The sequence below is a fragment of the Demequina iriomotensis genome, assembly GCF_000971395.1.
Lineage (GTDB): Bacteria > Actinomycetota > Actinomycetes > Actinomycetales > Demequinaceae > Demequina > Demequina iriomotensis.
Genome location: NZ_BBME01000009.1, coordinates 719,844 through 735,729, shown reverse-complemented (window position 1 = coordinate 735,729; position 15,886 = coordinate 719,844). Strand labels below are relative to the sequence as shown.

The 15,886-nt window shown below is 73.9% G+C and carries 14 protein-coding genes; 5 read left to right on the top strand and 9 right to left on the bottom strand.

Annotated features, from left to right (window positions below):
- Positions 1–6: 6 nt before the first annotated feature.
- The 3 genes from AOM09_RS03485 to AOM09_RS03475 are packed head-to-tail and all read right to left on the bottom strand — an operon-like array spanning position 7 to position 2,767.
- The gene (locus AOM09_RS03485) at positions 7–921 is read right to left on the bottom strand and encodes a cation diffusion facilitator family transporter (protein WP_062384305.1); all 915 of its coding nucleotides are present in this window, start codon (positions 919–921) and stop codon (positions 7–9) included.
- A complete protein-coding gene (locus tag AOM09_RS03480; protein WP_062384302.1) occupies positions 922–2,349 on the bottom strand; it encodes a phosphomannomutase/phosphoglucomutase in 1,428 nt (475 codons plus the stop codon).
- Positions 2,350–2,407: 58 nt separating this feature from the next.
- Positions 2,408–2,767 (bottom strand): DUF3499 domain-containing protein, encoded by a 360-nt coding sequence (locus tag AOM09_RS03475; RefSeq protein ID WP_062302784.1) that lies wholly within the window; start codon positions 2,765–2,767, stop codon positions 2,408–2,410.
- A gap of 109 nt (positions 2,768–2,876) precedes the next feature.
- Between AOM09_RS03475 and AOM09_RS03470 the strand changes: the two genes are divergently transcribed.
- Positions 2,877–3,278: a metallopeptidase family protein gene (locus AOM09_RS03470; protein ID WP_082098775.1), complete on the top strand. Its 402-nt coding sequence runs from the start codon at positions 2,877–2,879 to the stop codon at positions 3,276–3,278.
- A gap of 7 nt (positions 3,279–3,285) precedes the next feature.
- Here the strand turns inward: AOM09_RS03470 and AOM09_RS03465 are convergent, their stop codons facing one another.
- From AOM09_RS03465 to AOM09_RS03455, 3 genes are read right to left on the bottom strand one after another with little or no spacing between them, the layout of a single operon-like run.
- On the bottom strand, positions 3,286–4,605 hold the full coding sequence (locus tag AOM09_RS03465; RefSeq protein WP_156162204.1) for a DUF5719 family protein: 1,320 nt from the start codon (positions 4,603–4,605) through the stop codon (positions 3,286–3,288).
- Complete coding sequence (locus AOM09_RS03460) at positions 4,602–7,730, bottom strand: glycosyltransferase family 2 protein (protein WP_062384296.1); 3,129 nt, start codon at positions 7,728–7,730, stop codon at positions 4,602–4,604. Before AOM09_RS03460 ends, AOM09_RS03465 begins: the two co-directional genes overlap by 4 nt.
- A 24-nt stretch (positions 7,731–7,754) precedes the next feature.
- On the bottom strand, positions 7,755–8,018 hold the full coding sequence (locus AOM09_RS03455; protein ID WP_439644954.1) for a WhiB family transcriptional regulator: 264 nt from the start codon (positions 8,016–8,018) through the stop codon (positions 7,755–7,757).
- A 318-nt stretch (positions 8,019–8,336) separates the two neighbouring features.
- On the opposite strand from AOM09_RS03455, the gene AOM09_RS03450 reads away from it, so the two are divergent.
- The 3 genes from AOM09_RS03450 to AOM09_RS03440 all read left to right on the top strand — a co-directional run bounded on the left by AOM09_RS03450 (position 8,337) and on the right by AOM09_RS03440 (position 12,375).
- On the top strand, positions 8,337–9,551 hold the full coding sequence (locus AOM09_RS03450; protein ID WP_062384290.1) for an LCP family protein: 1,215 nt from the start codon (positions 8,337–8,339) through the stop codon (positions 9,549–9,551).
- A 91-nt stretch (positions 9,552–9,642) separates the two neighbouring features.
- Positions 9,643–10,911 carry an LCP family protein gene (locus AOM09_RS03445; RefSeq protein WP_062384287.1) on the top strand — a complete coding sequence of 423 codons (1,269 nt, stop codon included), beginning with the start codon at positions 9,643–9,645 and terminating at the stop codon, positions 10,909–10,911.
- Positions 10,912–11,079: 168 nt separating this feature from the next.
- Entirely contained in the window at positions 11,080–12,375 is a 1,296-nt protein-coding gene (locus AOM09_RS03440) for an LCP family protein (protein ID WP_062384284.1), read from the top strand.
- A gap of 17 nt (positions 12,376–12,392) precedes the next feature.
- On the opposite strand, the gene purE is transcribed toward AOM09_RS03440, so the two are convergent.
- Complete coding sequence (purE, locus tag AOM09_RS03435) at positions 12,393–12,893, bottom strand: 5-(carboxyamino)imidazole ribonucleotide mutase (RefSeq protein ID WP_062384281.1); 501 nt, start codon at positions 12,891–12,893, stop codon at positions 12,393–12,395.
- A complete protein-coding gene (locus AOM09_RS03430; RefSeq protein WP_062384277.1) occupies positions 12,890–14,032 on the bottom strand; it encodes a 5-(carboxyamino)imidazole ribonucleotide synthase in 1,143 nt (380 codons plus the stop codon). Before AOM09_RS03430 ends, purE begins: the two co-directional genes overlap by 4 nt.
- A gap of 33 nt (positions 14,033–14,065) precedes the next feature.
- Here AOM09_RS03430 and AOM09_RS03425 point away from each other — a divergent pair, with 33 nt between their 5' ends.
- Entirely contained in the window at positions 14,066–14,575 is a 510-nt protein-coding gene (locus tag AOM09_RS03425; RefSeq protein WP_062384274.1) for a GtrA family protein, read from the top strand.
- Here AOM09_RS03425 and AOM09_RS03420 read toward each other — a convergent pair whose 3' ends face one another.
- Positions 14,576–15,886, bottom strand: coding sequence for an ATP-binding protein (locus AOM09_RS03420; protein WP_062384271.1), 1,311 nt, complete (start codon positions 15,884–15,886; stop codon positions 14,576–14,578).

Below are 15,886 nucleotides of genomic sequence, written 5' to 3'. Positions count from 1 at the left end.
GGGGGGTCAGGCCTCGTGGCGGACGTCGGGCTCGATGAAGATGAGCCGCACCCCCGGCACGGCCGCCCGGATGAGCGCCTCCGCCGCGTCGGTGCGCGCCGCGATGGTCTCGAGCGTCTCGTCCGCGCGCGCCCCCACCTTGACCGCCACGAGGATGTCCTCGGGACCCAGGTGCGAGGTGCGCAGGTGGATGATGTCGGGGTAGCCGCCCTCGGCGAGGGCCTCGCGGATCCTCGCGACGTCCTCCTCGGTCGCGGACTCCCCGAGCAGCATCTCGCGGGTCTCGCGCGCCAGCACGGTCGCGATGCATACCAGCAGCACGCCGATCATGGCGGTGCCGAGCGCGTCCCAGCGGCCGTCGTGCGTAAGCAGCGTCATGACCACGCCGATGAAGGCGAACACCAGGCCGATGAGCGCGCCGAAGTCCTCGAGCAGGATGACGGGCAGCTCGGGCGAGCGCGAGCGCTTGATGAAGCGGCCCCAGCCGACGTTGCCGCGGATCTTGTTGGACTCGATGATCGCGGTGCGGAAGGACATGCCCTCGAGCGCCATCGCGACCAGCAGCACCACCACGGGCACCCACTGCCAGGACTCGATCGGCTCGGGATGCTGCCACTTGTGCCACGCCTCGTACAGCGCGAAGCAGCCGCCGAGCGTGAAGAGGACCACCGCGACCACGAACGCGTAGAAGTAGCGGTAGCGGGAGAACCCGAACGGGTGCTCGGGCGTCGCCTCCTGGCGCGCCTTGCGCGCCCCCAGCAGCAGCAGGAGCTGGTTGCCGGAGTCCGCCACCGAGTGGATGGCCTCGGCGAGCATGGACGATGCGCCCGTGAGCCCCCACGCGGCGAACTTGGTCACGCCGATGCCCAGGTTGGCGCTGAGCGCCGCGACGACGGCCTTGGTGCCGCCCTCGGTGGACACTCAGCCCTCCCGGATGACGGCGAGGACGCGGTCGCGCATGCGTTCCATGAGCTCCTGGCCGTCAGCCTCGGAGTTGAGGCGCAGCAGCGGCTCGGTGTTCGACGGGCGGACGTTGAACCACCAGCGCTCGCCCTCGCCCGGCGCGGGCCAGTGCTCGACCGTGAGCCCGTCGAACTCGTCGGAGTCCACGTCCGCGGTGACGAAGGCGGCCTTCACGCGCGCCAGCGCCTCGGGGACGGAGGCCACGGTCGAGTTGATCTCGCCCGACGCCACGTAGGGATCATGCGCGGCGAGCATCTCGGACAGCGGCCGGTCCTGCGTGCCCAGCGCCGCGAGCACGTGCATCGCGGCGATCATGCCCGAGTCCGCGTACCAGAAGTCGCGGAAGTAGAAGTGGCCGCTGTGCTCGCCGCCGAAGATCGCGTTGAGCCGCGCCATCTCCGCCTTGATGAAGCTGTGGCCGACACGCGAGCGCACGGGCGTCGCGCCCGCCGCCGCCAGCTGTTCGCGCACGGCGCGCGAGGAGATGAGGTTGTGGATCACGGTGGGCTGGTCGCCGGCGGCGAGCTCGCGCGCGGTCTCGCGCAGACCCACGAGGCACGTGATGGTCGACGGCGTCACCACCTCGCCGCGCTCGTCGATGACGAAGCAGCGGTCCGCGTCGCCGTCGAACGCGAGGCCGATGTCCGCGCCGTGCTCCCTCACCGCCGCCTGGAGGTCCACGAGGGTCGAGGAGTCGAGCGGGTTCGCCTCGTGGTTCGGGAAGGTGCCGTCGAGCTCGAAGTACATCGGGATGATCTCGAGCGGCAGCGCGGGCAGCCCGGCGGCCGTGCCCAGCACCGCGGGGACGGTGTAGCCCGCCATCGCGTTCGCCGCGTCGACCACGACCTTGAGGGGGCGGATCCCGTCGAGCGGCACCAGGGAGCGCAGGAAGGCGCCGTACTCGCCCACCATGTCGCGGGTCGACTCGGTGCCCGGCGCCTCGGCCGCGGCCGGAGGCTCGACCAGGTACCGCGACGCGAGCGCGCGCACGTCGGCCAGCCCGGAGTTCTCGCCCACGGCGCGGGCGCGGCTGCGGCACAGCTTCATGCCGTTGTAGGCGGCGGGGTTGTGGCTCGCGGTGATCATCACGCCCGGGATGTCGAGCGCGCCGGACGCGTGATAGAGCCCATCGGTGGAGCACAGGCCGATCCGCACCACGTCGACCCCGCGCGCCGTCAGCCCCGCGGCGACCGCATCGGCCAGCCAGGGACCGCTGTCGCGCATGTCGTGGCCGATCGCGACGGTGCTCTCGCCCTCGGGGAGGACGATCGCGTCCGCGAAGGCCGCGCCGATCGCGGTGGCCACCTCGGCGGTGAGGGTCTCCCCCACGATGCCGCGGACGTCGTACGACTTGATGAGCTGGGACAGATCAGGTGCGGTCGTCACGGGGTCAGGGTAGCGGGACGCCGCGACCCCTGTCCTTCACGATTCCTTTTTGGGCGCTTTACGCGTCGTTGGTGATGACCCGCAGGTGTCCGCGCCGCGGCTCGGACGCGACGGGCGCCGGCGGGGTGAACGCGGGAGCCGGCCGCGGCCGCCCCGCCTCGCGCACGGCGCGCGCGAGCGCCTCGAGGTCGTCGCTCGACGGCTCCGGCTCGACGAACTCGCTCTGGATGTGCACCACGTCCCAGCCGCGCGGCGCCGTGAAGCGGTCCGCGTGGTGCGCGCACAGGTCGTAGCTGTGCGGCTCCGCCGCCGCCGAGAGCTGACCGACGACCACGGTGGAGTCCGCGTAGACGTAGGTGAGCGTGGCCGCGGCGGGGCGGGCGCACGACGAGCGCGAGCACTGGCGGGTGGCGATCACGTCTAGGACGGTACCTCCGTGCGGCGAGCGCGCCCCGCTGCCACGCCGAGGCACGGCGAGGCGCCGCGACGTCCGGGGAGGCGCGCGGCCGGCGCGGTAGCCTCGCCGTATGTCCCGTCGCGATCGCCACGGCCGCGGCCTGCGCCGGCCCCTCCTGCCGTTCGGCGCACCCGGTCATCGCACGCGTGCGGAGCGCTTCGACGAGCTGGTGGCCGATGCGGTCGACCGGCTCGAGCCCCGGTGGGGCGGCGAGTGGGGTCGCATCGAGTTCGGGACCGAGGACGTGCCGCCGTCCGACCCCACGCCCTGGGAGGACGGCGTCCCGCTCGGGCGCCTATTCCCCTCCGACCTGGGTCAGCCGACGCGCGTGGTGATCTACCGGCGCCCGCTGGAGCAGCGCGCCGAGCCGGCGGAGCTGCCGGGGCTGGTGCGCGACGTCGTGGCGGAGCACGTCGCGCACGTGGTCGGCCGGCCGCCCGAGGACGTCGACCCGGAGTACGGCACGGGCTGAGCGGCGCTCAGGACCCGTCGCGCACGTAGGGCCGCTGCCCCACCTGCACCTCGGTGCTCTCGACGTCCGTGCGGCGCGGGACGAGCGTCGCGACGAAGCCCGGATCGTCGGACAGCACGGCGATCCACGCGACTCCCGCGGGACCGGTCACCACGGTGCCGGCCGGGAGGTCGACCGCGAGGGTGCGGGTCGACCCGGCGCGCATCGTCGCCGAGGCGACCACCTCGCCGGACGCGTCCGTGAACGCCACCTCGCCCGCCTGCGCCGCGTGGACGGCGATCGCGGTGACGTGCTCGCCGATCATCAGGGTGCGCGCGGCGCCGTCGCCCACCGCCTGCGCGGGCGTCCACGCGAGATCGGCCGCCGACGCGCCGGCAGGGCCGTCCGTGACGGCGCGCGGCACCGTGAGCACGGCACCGGCGACCACGGGGGCATCGGCCTCGATCTGCACGGCCCCGGACGCGATCGCGGGCACGGGGACCTCGGTCACCACCCCGGGCTCGAGGCTGAGCGCGGACACACCGCCCCACTCGACCGCGCCGTCGTCGCCCGCGAGCGTGAGGTGCGCGGTCGCGCCTTCGGGCGCGAGCAGGCGCAGCGTCGCGGTCGCGTCGCCGCTCACCCCCACCCCCGGCACCACGAGGGAGGTCGCCAGCGATGCGCCGCGGCTCACCCAGTCCGTGCCGGCGGCCTGGAAGCCGTCGAGCCGCGAGTCCTGGAGCTGCGCGACCACTCCCGCGCCCGTCGCGACCACCCGCACGGCGAGCGCGGGCACCTCCGCGGCCACCGCCTCGAGCAGCACGTCCTGCTGGCCTCCCGGCGCGATGGACAGGACCGCGTGCTCCTCGAGCTCGCCCAGGCCGCCGTAGAGGGTGACGGTCGCCTCGGACGAGGCGTCCGAGGGGTTGGTCAGCACCAGTCGCGCGCTCGCGCCGAGCGCGGTCGACCCGCCCACGAGCCACTGGTCGCGCACGGGCGCGAGGCACGAGGCGGCCGCGAGGCCCGCGACGTCGCCCGTGCCGATGCGCTCGACCGACGCGGCGGCGTCGCCGTCGGCTCGGAAGCCCGCGCCGACGGGGTCCGTTCCCTCCCCCGCGACGTCGTAGGAGCGGTCCTCCGAACCGGAGCCCAGGTCGGGATCGCCCGAGTCGATGTCGCCGACCGGGATCTCGACGGGGCCGGGGCACGCGATCGGCTGGACGGCCGGGGTCACCTCGGCCACCGTGACCGGCGCCTCGCCGGGCTCCTCGACGGGGATCCGACCGGCGACCACCACGGCGAGCACGGCGGCCGCGGCCGCGAGCAGCACCACGATCCTGCGCATCATCGTCGCACCGCCTGGAACCGGCGGTCGTGGAGCGGCACCATGCCGATCATCGCCCACGCGACCACGGCGAGCGACGCCCACCACCACGCGCGATAGTCGGGGTCCTCGTACCGGTAGGTCACGTCCTGCGCGCCCTCGGGGACCGCGAAGGCGGCGCGGCCCGCCGCATCGTCCACGCGCTCGAGCGCGGCGCCGTCGGCCTCCGCGGTCCAGCGCTCGTCGCCCGCGGCGGCGATCACGAGCGTTCCCGCGGCGCCTCCGTCGGCGGCGAGCCGGCCCGACCACGAGTCGGACGCCGCGGTGGCCGCCACCCCGTCGCGCTCGAGCCACGCGCGCGACACCGGCGCATCGTCGCCCGCGCGCGAGACGCGGTAGGACGTGCCCACGTCGCTCGCGCCGATGAGGTCGAGCTCGGGGATCTGGCTGAGCGAGCTCGCGATCATGATCGACCCCGGCGCCGCGACGACGACGCCGACGCCCCAGTCCGCGAGCACGGGCGTCGCGCCCGCGCCGGCGCCGGCGAGCGTCGCGACGGTGTCGGCGAGCGCCGACGGCGTCGCGAGGACGACGCCGGGCCGTGCCATCGGGGAGCCGTCGGCGGCGCTCTGCGCGCGTCCCGTGAGCACGGTGGTGCCGTCGGTCTCGAGCACGGTGAAGTCGACCCCGGCATCGGTGTCCGTCAGCACCAGCACGCGCTGTCGCGTCGCCAGGTCCTGCTCGAGCGCCGCGACGAGCGGCAGCACCGTGGGGTCCACCGCGTGCACGTCGCCGCGCTCGGCGCGCCCGGGCCACGCCTCGACGACGACGGCCGCGACGAGCACCCCCGCCATCGCGACGACCGCGACGGACGATGCGGTGCGGACGAGCGCGCCCCCGCGGCCTTCGGCTCGGGACCACAGGCGGGACGATGCGGCCGCGGCCGCGCCGATCAGGCCGGCGGCGACGAGCGTCGAGCCCGGTCCCGCGAAGCCGTTCGCCGGGGCATCGGCGAGACCGTCGGCGTGGACCACCACCGTGGCCTGCGCGGCGACGCCGGTGACGACGCCGAGGCCCGCGACCACCAGCCCGCTCGCGACCGCCCACGGGGCCCTCCCCGAGGCGACCGCGATGGCCGCGGCCACGACGGCGCCGAGCCCGATCGCGCCGACCACCACCGTTCCCGGGAGGCCCGGGAGGCCGGGCGCCCCGGCCGAGTGGCCGGTGAGGCCCAGGACGATGCGCCACGGCTCGACCGCCTCGGAGGACAGCGCCGGCCCGTTCTCGCGCGCGATGATCGCCCAGGCGTCACGCGACAGCGGACCCGCCGCCCACGCCGCGAGCAGCGCGGGCCCGGAGGCCACGAGCGCGGGGACCGCGGCGGACCACACGCGCCACCGCGCGCGGCCCGCGCACGCGCCCGCGACCGCGACGACGAGCAGCAGGGGAAGAAGCAGGACCGGGGAGGCGACCACGACGACCACGAGCGAGAACGCGGCGCCCATGGCCGCGCTGGGCGACGGCATGCGGCGCGCGGGGAACTCCTCCCCGCCGCCCACGGCCTCGCCGCGGTGCCACCCGGCGGCGCGCACCAGCCCCATCGCGAACCACGGGAGCATGAGATGCGCGATCACCGGCCCGACACGGCCGTCGGCGATCGCCTGGAGATGAAGGGGCCACAGCCCGTACGCGAGGGCCCCGAGCCCGCGGGCCCACACCGAGCGCGTCGCGGCGCCGAGGGCGAACCATGCCGAGACCGCGGCGAGCGCCACGGCGAGTGCGAGCAGCAGGCCGAGCCACACGCGCAGCCCGCCCGGGAGCGCCGCGAGCGGCAGCATGAGCGCGCTGAACGCGCCGTCGAGCGCCGGCGAGCCGAAGCCCTCGGCGCTCCACCCCGACCACGTCCGCTCCCACAGCGTGGCGACGGACACGTCGGTGACGCCGAGCGCCGGCCCCGCGAGCATGCGCCCCGAGACGATCGCGGTGAGCCACGTGCCGTGCAGCGCGACCGACGCCGCGATCGCGAGGACGGTCAGGAGCGCGAGCCCGCCCCGGCGGCGCGCGGCGGCGCGCTCGAGCTCGAGCCGCACCATGTCCGACGGCGCCGCCTGCGCGCGCCAGCGATCGTAGGCATGGAGCTCGCGCGCTCGGACGTACGAGACCACCGCGCGGGTGCCGAGGAGGAACGGCGCCACGGCGGACGGCGGCCTGGTCGAGCCGCGCCGGATCCGCGCGCGCATGCCGGGTACCTGGGGGAGGCGCGCGAGGAGGCGCCACGGCACCGCGAGATCGGCGCCGACCATGCGCGACTCGTTCTGCGCGATGCGCAGCAGCGCGCGCGTCGCCGCGGACACGAACGACCACAGCACCAGGAACGGCACCGCGAGCGCCGGCGCCCACGCGAGCGCGTGGACCCACTCGCCCGTGCGCCGCAGGCCGTAGGTCGAGTCGGCGCCCCGGCTGGACCCGGACCTCACGCCGCGCAGCCCGTCCTGGGCGTGGCGCACCTTCGCCCCGGGGACCATCACCACGTCGTGGCCCGCGCGCCACGCGCGCCGGCAGAAGTGCAGGCTGTCCCCGTAGGCCCGGTACGCCGGCTCGACGCCGCCGAACGCCTCCCACACGTCGCGGCGGACCAGGGCCGCGGCCAGCGACGCGGCGAGCACATCGTCACGCTCGTCGTACTGGCCCTGGTTGATGTCGTCCTGCTCGACCAGGTCGATGCGGCGGGCGCCCACCCTCGTGGTCGTGACGCCCAGGTTCACCAGCCGCGACGCATCGTCCCAGCGCACGTGGGCGGGCGCGACCACGGCCGCGGCCGTGCGCTTCTTCGCGGTCGCGACCAGCTGGGCGAGCGCGTCGGGCAGCGGGGCCGTGTCGTCGTGGAGCAGCCAGAGGTACTCGTGCGGGTGCGCGGGGTGGTCGGCGAGCACGAGCCCGATGCCGCGCGAGGCGGTGCGGGTGGTGTCGCGCCAGTCGACCGTCAACCCGTCGGGGACCGCCGGGCGCGGTGCGTCGAGCGGCAGCGCGACGTGCACGATGTCGGGGCGCAGCGACTGCGCCGCGATCGCGGCGAGGACGTCGGTCAGATGCGTCGAGCGACCGTCGGAGACGACGATCGCGCGCACCAGCAGGCGCGCATGACTCATCGCGCTCCCACGCAGGGCTTCCGGCTAGACCGCGCGCCGCTTGAGCTTGCGACGCTCGCGCTCCGAGAGCCCACCCCAGATGCCGAACCGCTCGTCGTTGGCCAACGCGTAGTCGAGGCACTCGGCACGCACGTCGCAGGACGCGCACACCTTCTTCGCCTCACGCGTGGAACCACCCTTCTCGGGGAAGAACGCTTCGGGATCGGTCTGGGCGCACAGAGCGCGCTCCTGCCATGCCAGAGGGCCGTCATCCTCGGTTCCGTCGAAGATGTCGACCACGGATGCCAGCGTCGATGCCGGCCTGCCCGCGTCGGAGGGCACGGAGCCGCTGTAGATATCCCACACGGTCCCACCTCCCGATCCGACGGGCCCTCCACCCGTCCTATGAATTACAGCCGTGTAATCAGCCGCAGTCAAGTCGGATGATCCATTTCACACCAACTAATCTTTCGCGCCGACGGTCCGGGGGTCGGGCGCGCCGCGCGCGACGGCGCTCGCGCGCTCGGGCGCGTCGCCGGGCCCCGGCCCGCCGAGCCGCTCCGCGCTCCCCTCCCCGGCGCCCGCCCCGCGCCTACAATGCGGCAGGGACACGCGCGAGGGAGATGCATGGGCGAGCACGAGGCGGTGCGGCCCCGCCACGCACGCCCGTCGACCGCGAGGCGCGTCGCCTGGTTCGCGCTGCTCGCGGCGAGCGCCCTCCTCGGCTACGTCCTCACGTACGGCGGGACCGTGGTGGACCGGCTCGACTCGACGCTCGCCGCGAACGCCGAGGACGTCGACACGCTCGTGGGCGACCGCCCCGAGCGCCCCACGGACCAGGACGCCGGCCACGAGCTGAACATCCTCGTCATGGGCTCCGACACGCGCGAGGGCGACAACCAGGGCGTCGGCGGCGGCGACGTCTCGGGGATGCGCAACGACACCACGATGATCGTCCACATCGCCGCGGACCGGAGCCGGGTCGAGGCCGTGTCGATCCCGCGCGATCTTCAGGTCGAGATCCCGGAGTGCACGTACAAGGACGGCTCCACGGTGCCGGCCACGTACGGCGACTTCAACGTGGCGTTCTCGAACGGCGGGCTCCGCGGCGACGCGGCCGAGGCCGCCGCCTGCACCATCAAGACCGTCGAGCAGCTCACCGGCATCTACATCGACCACTACGCCGTCGTCGACTTCACGGGATTCGTCGAGATGGTCGACGCGCTGGGCGGCGTGCCGATGTGCATCCCCGAGCGCATCGTGTCCGAGAAGGCGCACCTCGAGCTCGACGCCGGCCCGCAGATCCTCGACGGCGAGACCGCCCTCGCGTACGCGCGCCTGCGCACCGCGGAGGAGGGCGACGTGTCCGGATCGGACCTGCAGCGCATCACGCGTCAGCAGCAGCTGCTCGAGCAGGTGGCCGCGACCGTGCTGTCCAAGAACCTCCTCACGGACACCGACGAGGTCACGCGGTTCCTGCGCGCGGCCGCCGAGTCGCTCACCATGGACGAGGAGATGGCGTCGACCACCTACCTGGTCGGGCTCGCCTACAGCCTGCGCGGGCTCGGCACGGACGACATCATCTTCCACACGCCGCCGTGGCGGTACACGGCGGACGGCCTCAATGTGGAGCTTCTGCCCGAGGCCGAGCAGATGTGGGACGATGTACGCAACGACCAACCGATCTCGGTGACCGCTGAGGGTGACGCGAGCTCCGCCTGGGATGACGGAAAGAAGGAGGGGTCGACCTCCTCCGCCACCCCCTCGTCCTCGGCGAAGTCCAGCGACGCCCCCTCCGTCTCCCCCTCCACGACCGAGGACCTGCTCGCGCAGTGCCGATAGCCGCGGAGGACGGAACCTGGGGCCACCGTCGCGCGTTGTGTCGCCAGCCGTATCGACACCGCGTGCACGCGCGCAGGACTCAGGAGCTTGAATGACCGTTGAGGTCTCGGACCATCGTCGCCGCGCACGCGTGCGCCACGCGACCCGCGTCCCCTCGCACCGCACCTTCGCCGCGCTGCTCGGCGTGGTGGCGGCGGCCGCCGGCTTCGGCACAGTGTTCTTCGAGACGAGCCTCAACCGCGCGACCGACGGGATCACCACCGTCGACGTGAGCGCGCTGCTGCCCTCGGTCACCCCGTCGGCGGTCGCGGAGGACGAGGGCCTCGACGACCCGTCGGCCGGCAAGGCGGTCAACATCCTGCTGCTCGGCTCGGACACCCGTCTGGGCGAGGACAACCAGGACCTGGGCAAGGGCGACGTCGGCGGCATGCGCAACGACACGACGATGATCGCCCACATCTCGGCCGACCGGTCCCGCATCGAGCTCGTGTCGATCCCGCGCGACTCGCGCGTCGCGATCTCCGACTGCAAGATGCTCGACGGCAGCACCGTCCGTGGCTGGACCGGCAAGTTCAACATCGCGTTCGCGAACGGCGGTTCGCAGGGCAACGTCGCCGAGGCGGCGGCCTGCGTGATGACCACCATCTACGACCTCACCGGCCTGCTGGTCGACCACTACGCCGTGGTCGACTTCTCGGGCTTCGTCGACATGGTGGACGCCGTCGACGGCGTGCCGATGTGCATCCCCAACTACGTCTACTCCTCGAAGGCGCACCTCGAGCTCGAGGCGGGCGCCCAGGTCCTCGACGGCGAGACCGCCCTCGCCTGGGCCCGCGCGCGCACCGGCACCGGCCTGGGCGACGGCACCGACCTCATGCGCATCGAGCGCCAGCAGGAGCTGCTCACCAACATGGCGCGCAAGGTCCTCGGGCTCAACGTGCTCACCGACGTGACCAAGGGCACCAAGTTCGTCAACGCGCTCGCGCGCTCGCTCACCATGGACCCCGAGCTCGGCGACGGCCACTACCTCATCGGCCTCGCGTGGAGCCTGCGCAACTTCGACACCTCGAACCTCTACATGGCGACCGTGCCGTGGCAGTACGCGGGCGACGGCAGCGGCGACGTCCTGTGGACCCAGCCCGACGCGCAGGAGGTGTTCTCCGCGCTCAAGTCCGACCAGTCGCTCAAGGACCTGCTCGAGCCGGAGCCGACCGCGAGCCCCTCCGCGTCGCCCGACGCGAGCGCTTCGGCCGAGCCGAGCGCCTCCGCGGACCCCTCGGAGAGCCCCGAGCCGACCGCGAGCCCGACCCCGCTGCGCGAGACGGAGGACGACATCCTCGCGGACTGCGTCATCGACTGACGGACCGACGTCCTCGGACGAGGCCCGGGAGAGGGAGCGCGACGCCTCCTCCCCCGGGCCTCTTCGCGTCTGCGGCCCCTCATGCCGCTCCCCCGCCGCGGCCCCGCGGTACTGTGCCAGGAACGATGCTGGGACGGCCGGCACGGCTCGGGGAGCGGGAGGCCACTCGTGACGGAGGGTGACGCCGACGGATTCGACGGAGCGGCGCTCGACGAGGCCGCGCCGGCCGGAAGCGCGCCCTCGGGGACCCGCGGACGCTCTGCGGTCCGCCACGCCGCCCGCAAGCCCGGCCACCGGGTGCTCGTCGCCGCGCTGAGCACGGTGCTCGGCATCACCGCCTTCGCGGTCGTCCTCGCCGAGGTCAGCCTGCAGAGGGCCACCGAGGGATTCACCACGTACGACACCAGCGGGCTGGTCCCCTCGTCCGAACCGAGCGCGGTCGCGTCCGGCCTCTCCGACCCTTCGGCCGGCGACGACCTCACCATCCTCGTCATGGGCTCGGACTCGCGCCTCGGCGAGGGCAACCAGGAGCTCGGAGCGGGCGAGGTCGAGGGCATGCGCGCCGACACCACGATGGTCGTCCACATCTCCGCGGACCGCTTGCGCGTCGAGATCGTGGCGATCCCGCGCGACTCGATCGTCGCGATCTCCGACTGCAGGATGCTCGACGGCAGCACGGTCCCCGGATCCATCCAGAAGTTCAACGCCGCATTCGCCAACGGCGGCTCGCAGGGCAACGTCGCGGAGGCGGCGGCATGCGTGTGGACCACGCTCCACGACCTCGCGGGGCTCGACATCGACCACTGGGCCGCGGTGGACATGAATGGGTTCGTTGACATGGTCGAGGCGATCGACGGCGTGCCGATGTGCATCACGGAGGACATGCACGACGAGGAGGCGCATCTCGACCTCGAGGCGGGCGCCCAGGTGCTCGACGGCAAGCAGGCGCTCGCGTTCGCCCGTGCGCGCAAGTCCCTGGGCGACGGGACGGACATCGGGCGCATCGAGCGTCAGCAGGAGCTGCTGACGAACATGGTCCGCAAGGTCCTGGGCCTCAACGTCCTCACCGACATCACCACGGGCACCGCGTTCATCAACGCGACCGCGCGGTCGCTGTCGATGGACGAGGAGCTCGGGGACGGCCACTACCTCGTCGGGCTCGCGTGGAGCCTGCGGCGCTTCGACACCGACGACCTCTACATGACCACCGTCCCCTGGCACTACGCCGATCACGAGGTCTACTGGACCCAGCCGGATGCGCAGGAGGTGTTCGACGCGCTGAACGCCGACGAGCCGATCCGGCCGCTGCTCGAGCCCGAGGCCTCGGCGACGCCGACGCCCGCCGCATCGTCCTCCGCGACGGCCACGCCGTCCGCGAGCGCGGACGCGACCCCGACGGCCACCCCGAGCCCCGAGCGCGAGACGGAGGCGGACATCCTCGCGGACTGCGAGATCGCCCAGTAGCGAGGGACGATGCGCGCCTACGCGTCGCGCAGCGCGGCGCCCTTCGCGTAGGCGAGCTCGCGCAGCTCCTCCTGGAACCGCGCCATCCGGGCCCGCAGGCGCGCGGCCTCCTCGCCCTCGCCCGCGCCGAGGATGCGTGCCGCAAGCAGCCCCGCGTTGCGCGCGCCGCCGATCGACACGGTCGCGACCGGGACGCCCGCGGGCATCTGCACGATGCTGAGCAGCGAGTCCATCCCGTCCAGGTGCTTGAGCGGCACGGGCACCCCGATGACGGGCAGCGTGGTCACCGCGGCGAGCATCCCCGGCAGATGCGCGGCGCCGCCCGCGCCGGCGATGATCACCGACAGGCCGCGGGACTCCGCCTCGCGCCCGTACGCGATCATCTGCTCGGGCATCCGGTGCGCGGACACCACGTCCTTCTCGTAGGCGACCCCGAACTCGTCGAGCGCCTCCCCCGCCGCCTGCATGGTGGGCCAGTCGGAGTCCGACCCCATGACGATGCCTACGCGGATGCTCATGCCTGTCCTCCGTCCCGCACGATCGCCGCGGCCGCCACGGCCCGCGCGTACGCCTCGTCCCTCGTCGCGGCGGACACGTTGACGTGCCCCACCTTGCGGCCGGCGCGCACGCCCTTGCCGTAGAGCTGGACCTTCGCCCCCGCATCGTCCACCTCGGCCAGCGCGTCGGTGAGCGTGCCGCGCGCGCCGCCGAGCACGTTCGCCATCACCGTCCACGGGGCGGTCGCCTCGGTCGCGCCGAGCGGCAGGTCGAGCACGGCGCGCAGGTGCTGCTCGAACTGGCTGGTCACCGCGCCGTCGATGGTCCAGTGGCCGGAGTTGTGGGGCCGCATCGCGAGCTCGTTGACCAGCAGCCGGTCGCCCGCGAGGAACAGCTCGACGGCCAGCACACCGGTGACGTCGAGTCCCTCGGCGACGGTGCGGGCGATCGCCGCGGCCTCATCCGCGAGGCGCGCAGGCAGGTCGGGCGCGGGCGCGATCACCTCGGAGCAGACGCCCGCGCGCTGGATCGACTCGACCGTGGGCCACGCGCGCAGCTCCCCCGACGGCCGGCGCGCGACCAGCACCGCCAGCTCGCGCTCGAACGGCACCTTCTCCTCGATGAGCACGCGCGGGCCGCCATCGGCCGCGGCGCGCAGCCAGTCGTCCGCCTCCGCGGGCGAGGAGATCACGCGCACGCCCTTGCCGTCGTAGCCGCCGCGCGCGGTCTTGAGCACGCCGCGGCCGCCGTGCCGGGCGAGGAAGTCCTCGACGTCCGCCTCGGTCTCGACGTGCGCCCACGCCGGGTTGGGCAGCCCGAGCGCATCCATCCGGGTCCGCATCTCGATCTTGTCCTGCGCGTACAGCAGCGCGTGCAGCCCGGGACGCGCCGCGACGCCGGCCGCGTCGGCCGCCTCGAACACCTCCGCCGGGATGTGCTCGTGCTCCCACGTGAGCGCCGCGGGCCGCGGGTGCGCGAGGAGCCTCGCGATCGCGTCCGGGTCGGTGGGAAGGCCCACCACGGTCTCGTGGGCGGGCAGGGCGGCGGCGGCCTCGCGCGACTCCACCAGCACGCGCAGACGCAGGCCCAGGGCGGTCGCGGGAGCGGCCATCATGCGGGCGAGCTGGCCACCACCGACGACGGCGACGATCGGGATCATGGGACAAAACTACCGGGGCTAGGCTCATCCCCCATGACCACACTCCTCGCGTGGCTGCGGAGCCGCGCCGGCGAGCTCACGCGCTTCGGCATCGTCGGCGTCGCGGGCATCGTCGTGAACCTCGGCGTCTTCAACCTGCTGAGGCTCGGGCCGCTGTCCCCCGACGCGGAGGTCGCGGGCGACGACGACCGCGTGGTCACCGCGAAGATCATCGCGACGCTCGCCTCGATCCTGTTCGCGTGGGTCGCGCACCGCGAGTGGACCTACCGCGGACGCCGCCGCCACCGTCCGGCGCGGGAGGCCGTGCTGTTCGGCGTGGTCAACGGCGCGGCGCTCGTGGTCGAGGCGGGCGCGCTCGCGCTGAGCCACCACTGGTGGGGCTTCACGTCCGCGCTCGCGGACAACGTCGCCTCGCTCGTCGGCATCGGCCTGGGCACCGTCACGCGCTACGCGGGCTACGCCCTGCTCGTCTTCGACGCACCCGCGGACGATGCGGCGGCACCGGAGTCCTCCGCCGCCGGCTCCTCGCGCGACGACGGCTGATCAGCGGCGTCGACGCCGACGGTCCACCTGGCGGGCGTGCGGCACGATCTCGTCGATGCCGACCATGCGCGGCACCCCCTGGAGGAACACGGCGAAGGTCGCCGGCACGCGCTGCGCGAGCTCGAGGCGACCGCCGTCCGCGGTGACCAGGTCGCGCGCGAGGGCGAGGCCGAGACCGGTGCCCCGGCCGGACGTCACCTCGCGCTCGAAGATCCGCGGCGCGAGCTCGTCGGGCACGCCGTCGCCCTGATCGGTGACCTCGATCACCACGGCGTGGTTCTGGCCCGACTCGCGCGCGGCCACGCGGGTGGTGCCGCCGCCGTGCTTGAGCGAGTTCTCGATGAGCGTGGCGAGCACCTGCGCGAGCCCGCCGGGGGTCGCGAACACCGTCGACTGCGTGGGCGCGATGACCAGGCGCCTCCCGGCCTGCTCGAACGCGGCGAGCCATTCCTGACGCTGCTGGTCGAAGACCTCGTCGAGCTGCACCAGCTCGGTGCCGGCGCCGAGCGCGCGCCGCGACCGGCCGAGCAGCTCGTCCACCACCCCCACGAGCCGCTCGACCTGCTCGAGGGAGCGCTCCGCCTCCTCGCGGACCTCCTCCTGATCGGTGAGCGCGCCGATCTCCTCGAGGCGCATCGTGAGCGCGGTGAGGGGCGTGCGCAGCTGGTGCGACGCGTCGGCCGCGAACTGGCGCTCGGTCGCGAGCCGCGCCGCCATGCGGTCCGAGGACCGCGCGAGCTCCTCCGCCACCAGGTCGATCTCCTCGATCCCCGTGGTCTCGAGCCGCGGGCGGACCTGGCCGGAGCCGATCTGCTCGGCCGAGGCCGCGAGGTAGACGAGGGGCGCGGAGAGGCGGTTGGCCTGCCAGATCGCCATGGCCGCGCCGGCGACGATCGCGACGGTGCCGCTCGCGAGGACCAGCCCCACGATGCGCGCGGCCTGCCAGAACACGTCCCACCACGACACGTAGACGTAGACGATCACGCCGGAGTCGGTCACGTAGTTCGCGGTATAGGCGGGATCGGGCTCCTGCCCCGCCGTGAGCTCGTCGCCGTCGGGCAGGACCACCTTGATGTACTCGGGCGCGCCGGGGCTGTTCGAGACGTACGAGCCCAGGGTGCCCTCGGTGATCGCCTCGCCCGACTGGTAGCGCAGCTCGAGCGCGCGCGCGGCGACGCTCGCCCGCACCTCGAGGTCGCGCAACGCATCGTCGCGCATGATCTGCGCCGCCGCGACCGCGAGCGGGATGCCCAGCATGATGACCGCGACCGCCAGCGCGGAGAAGGTCGCGGCGAGGACGCGCCGACGCAC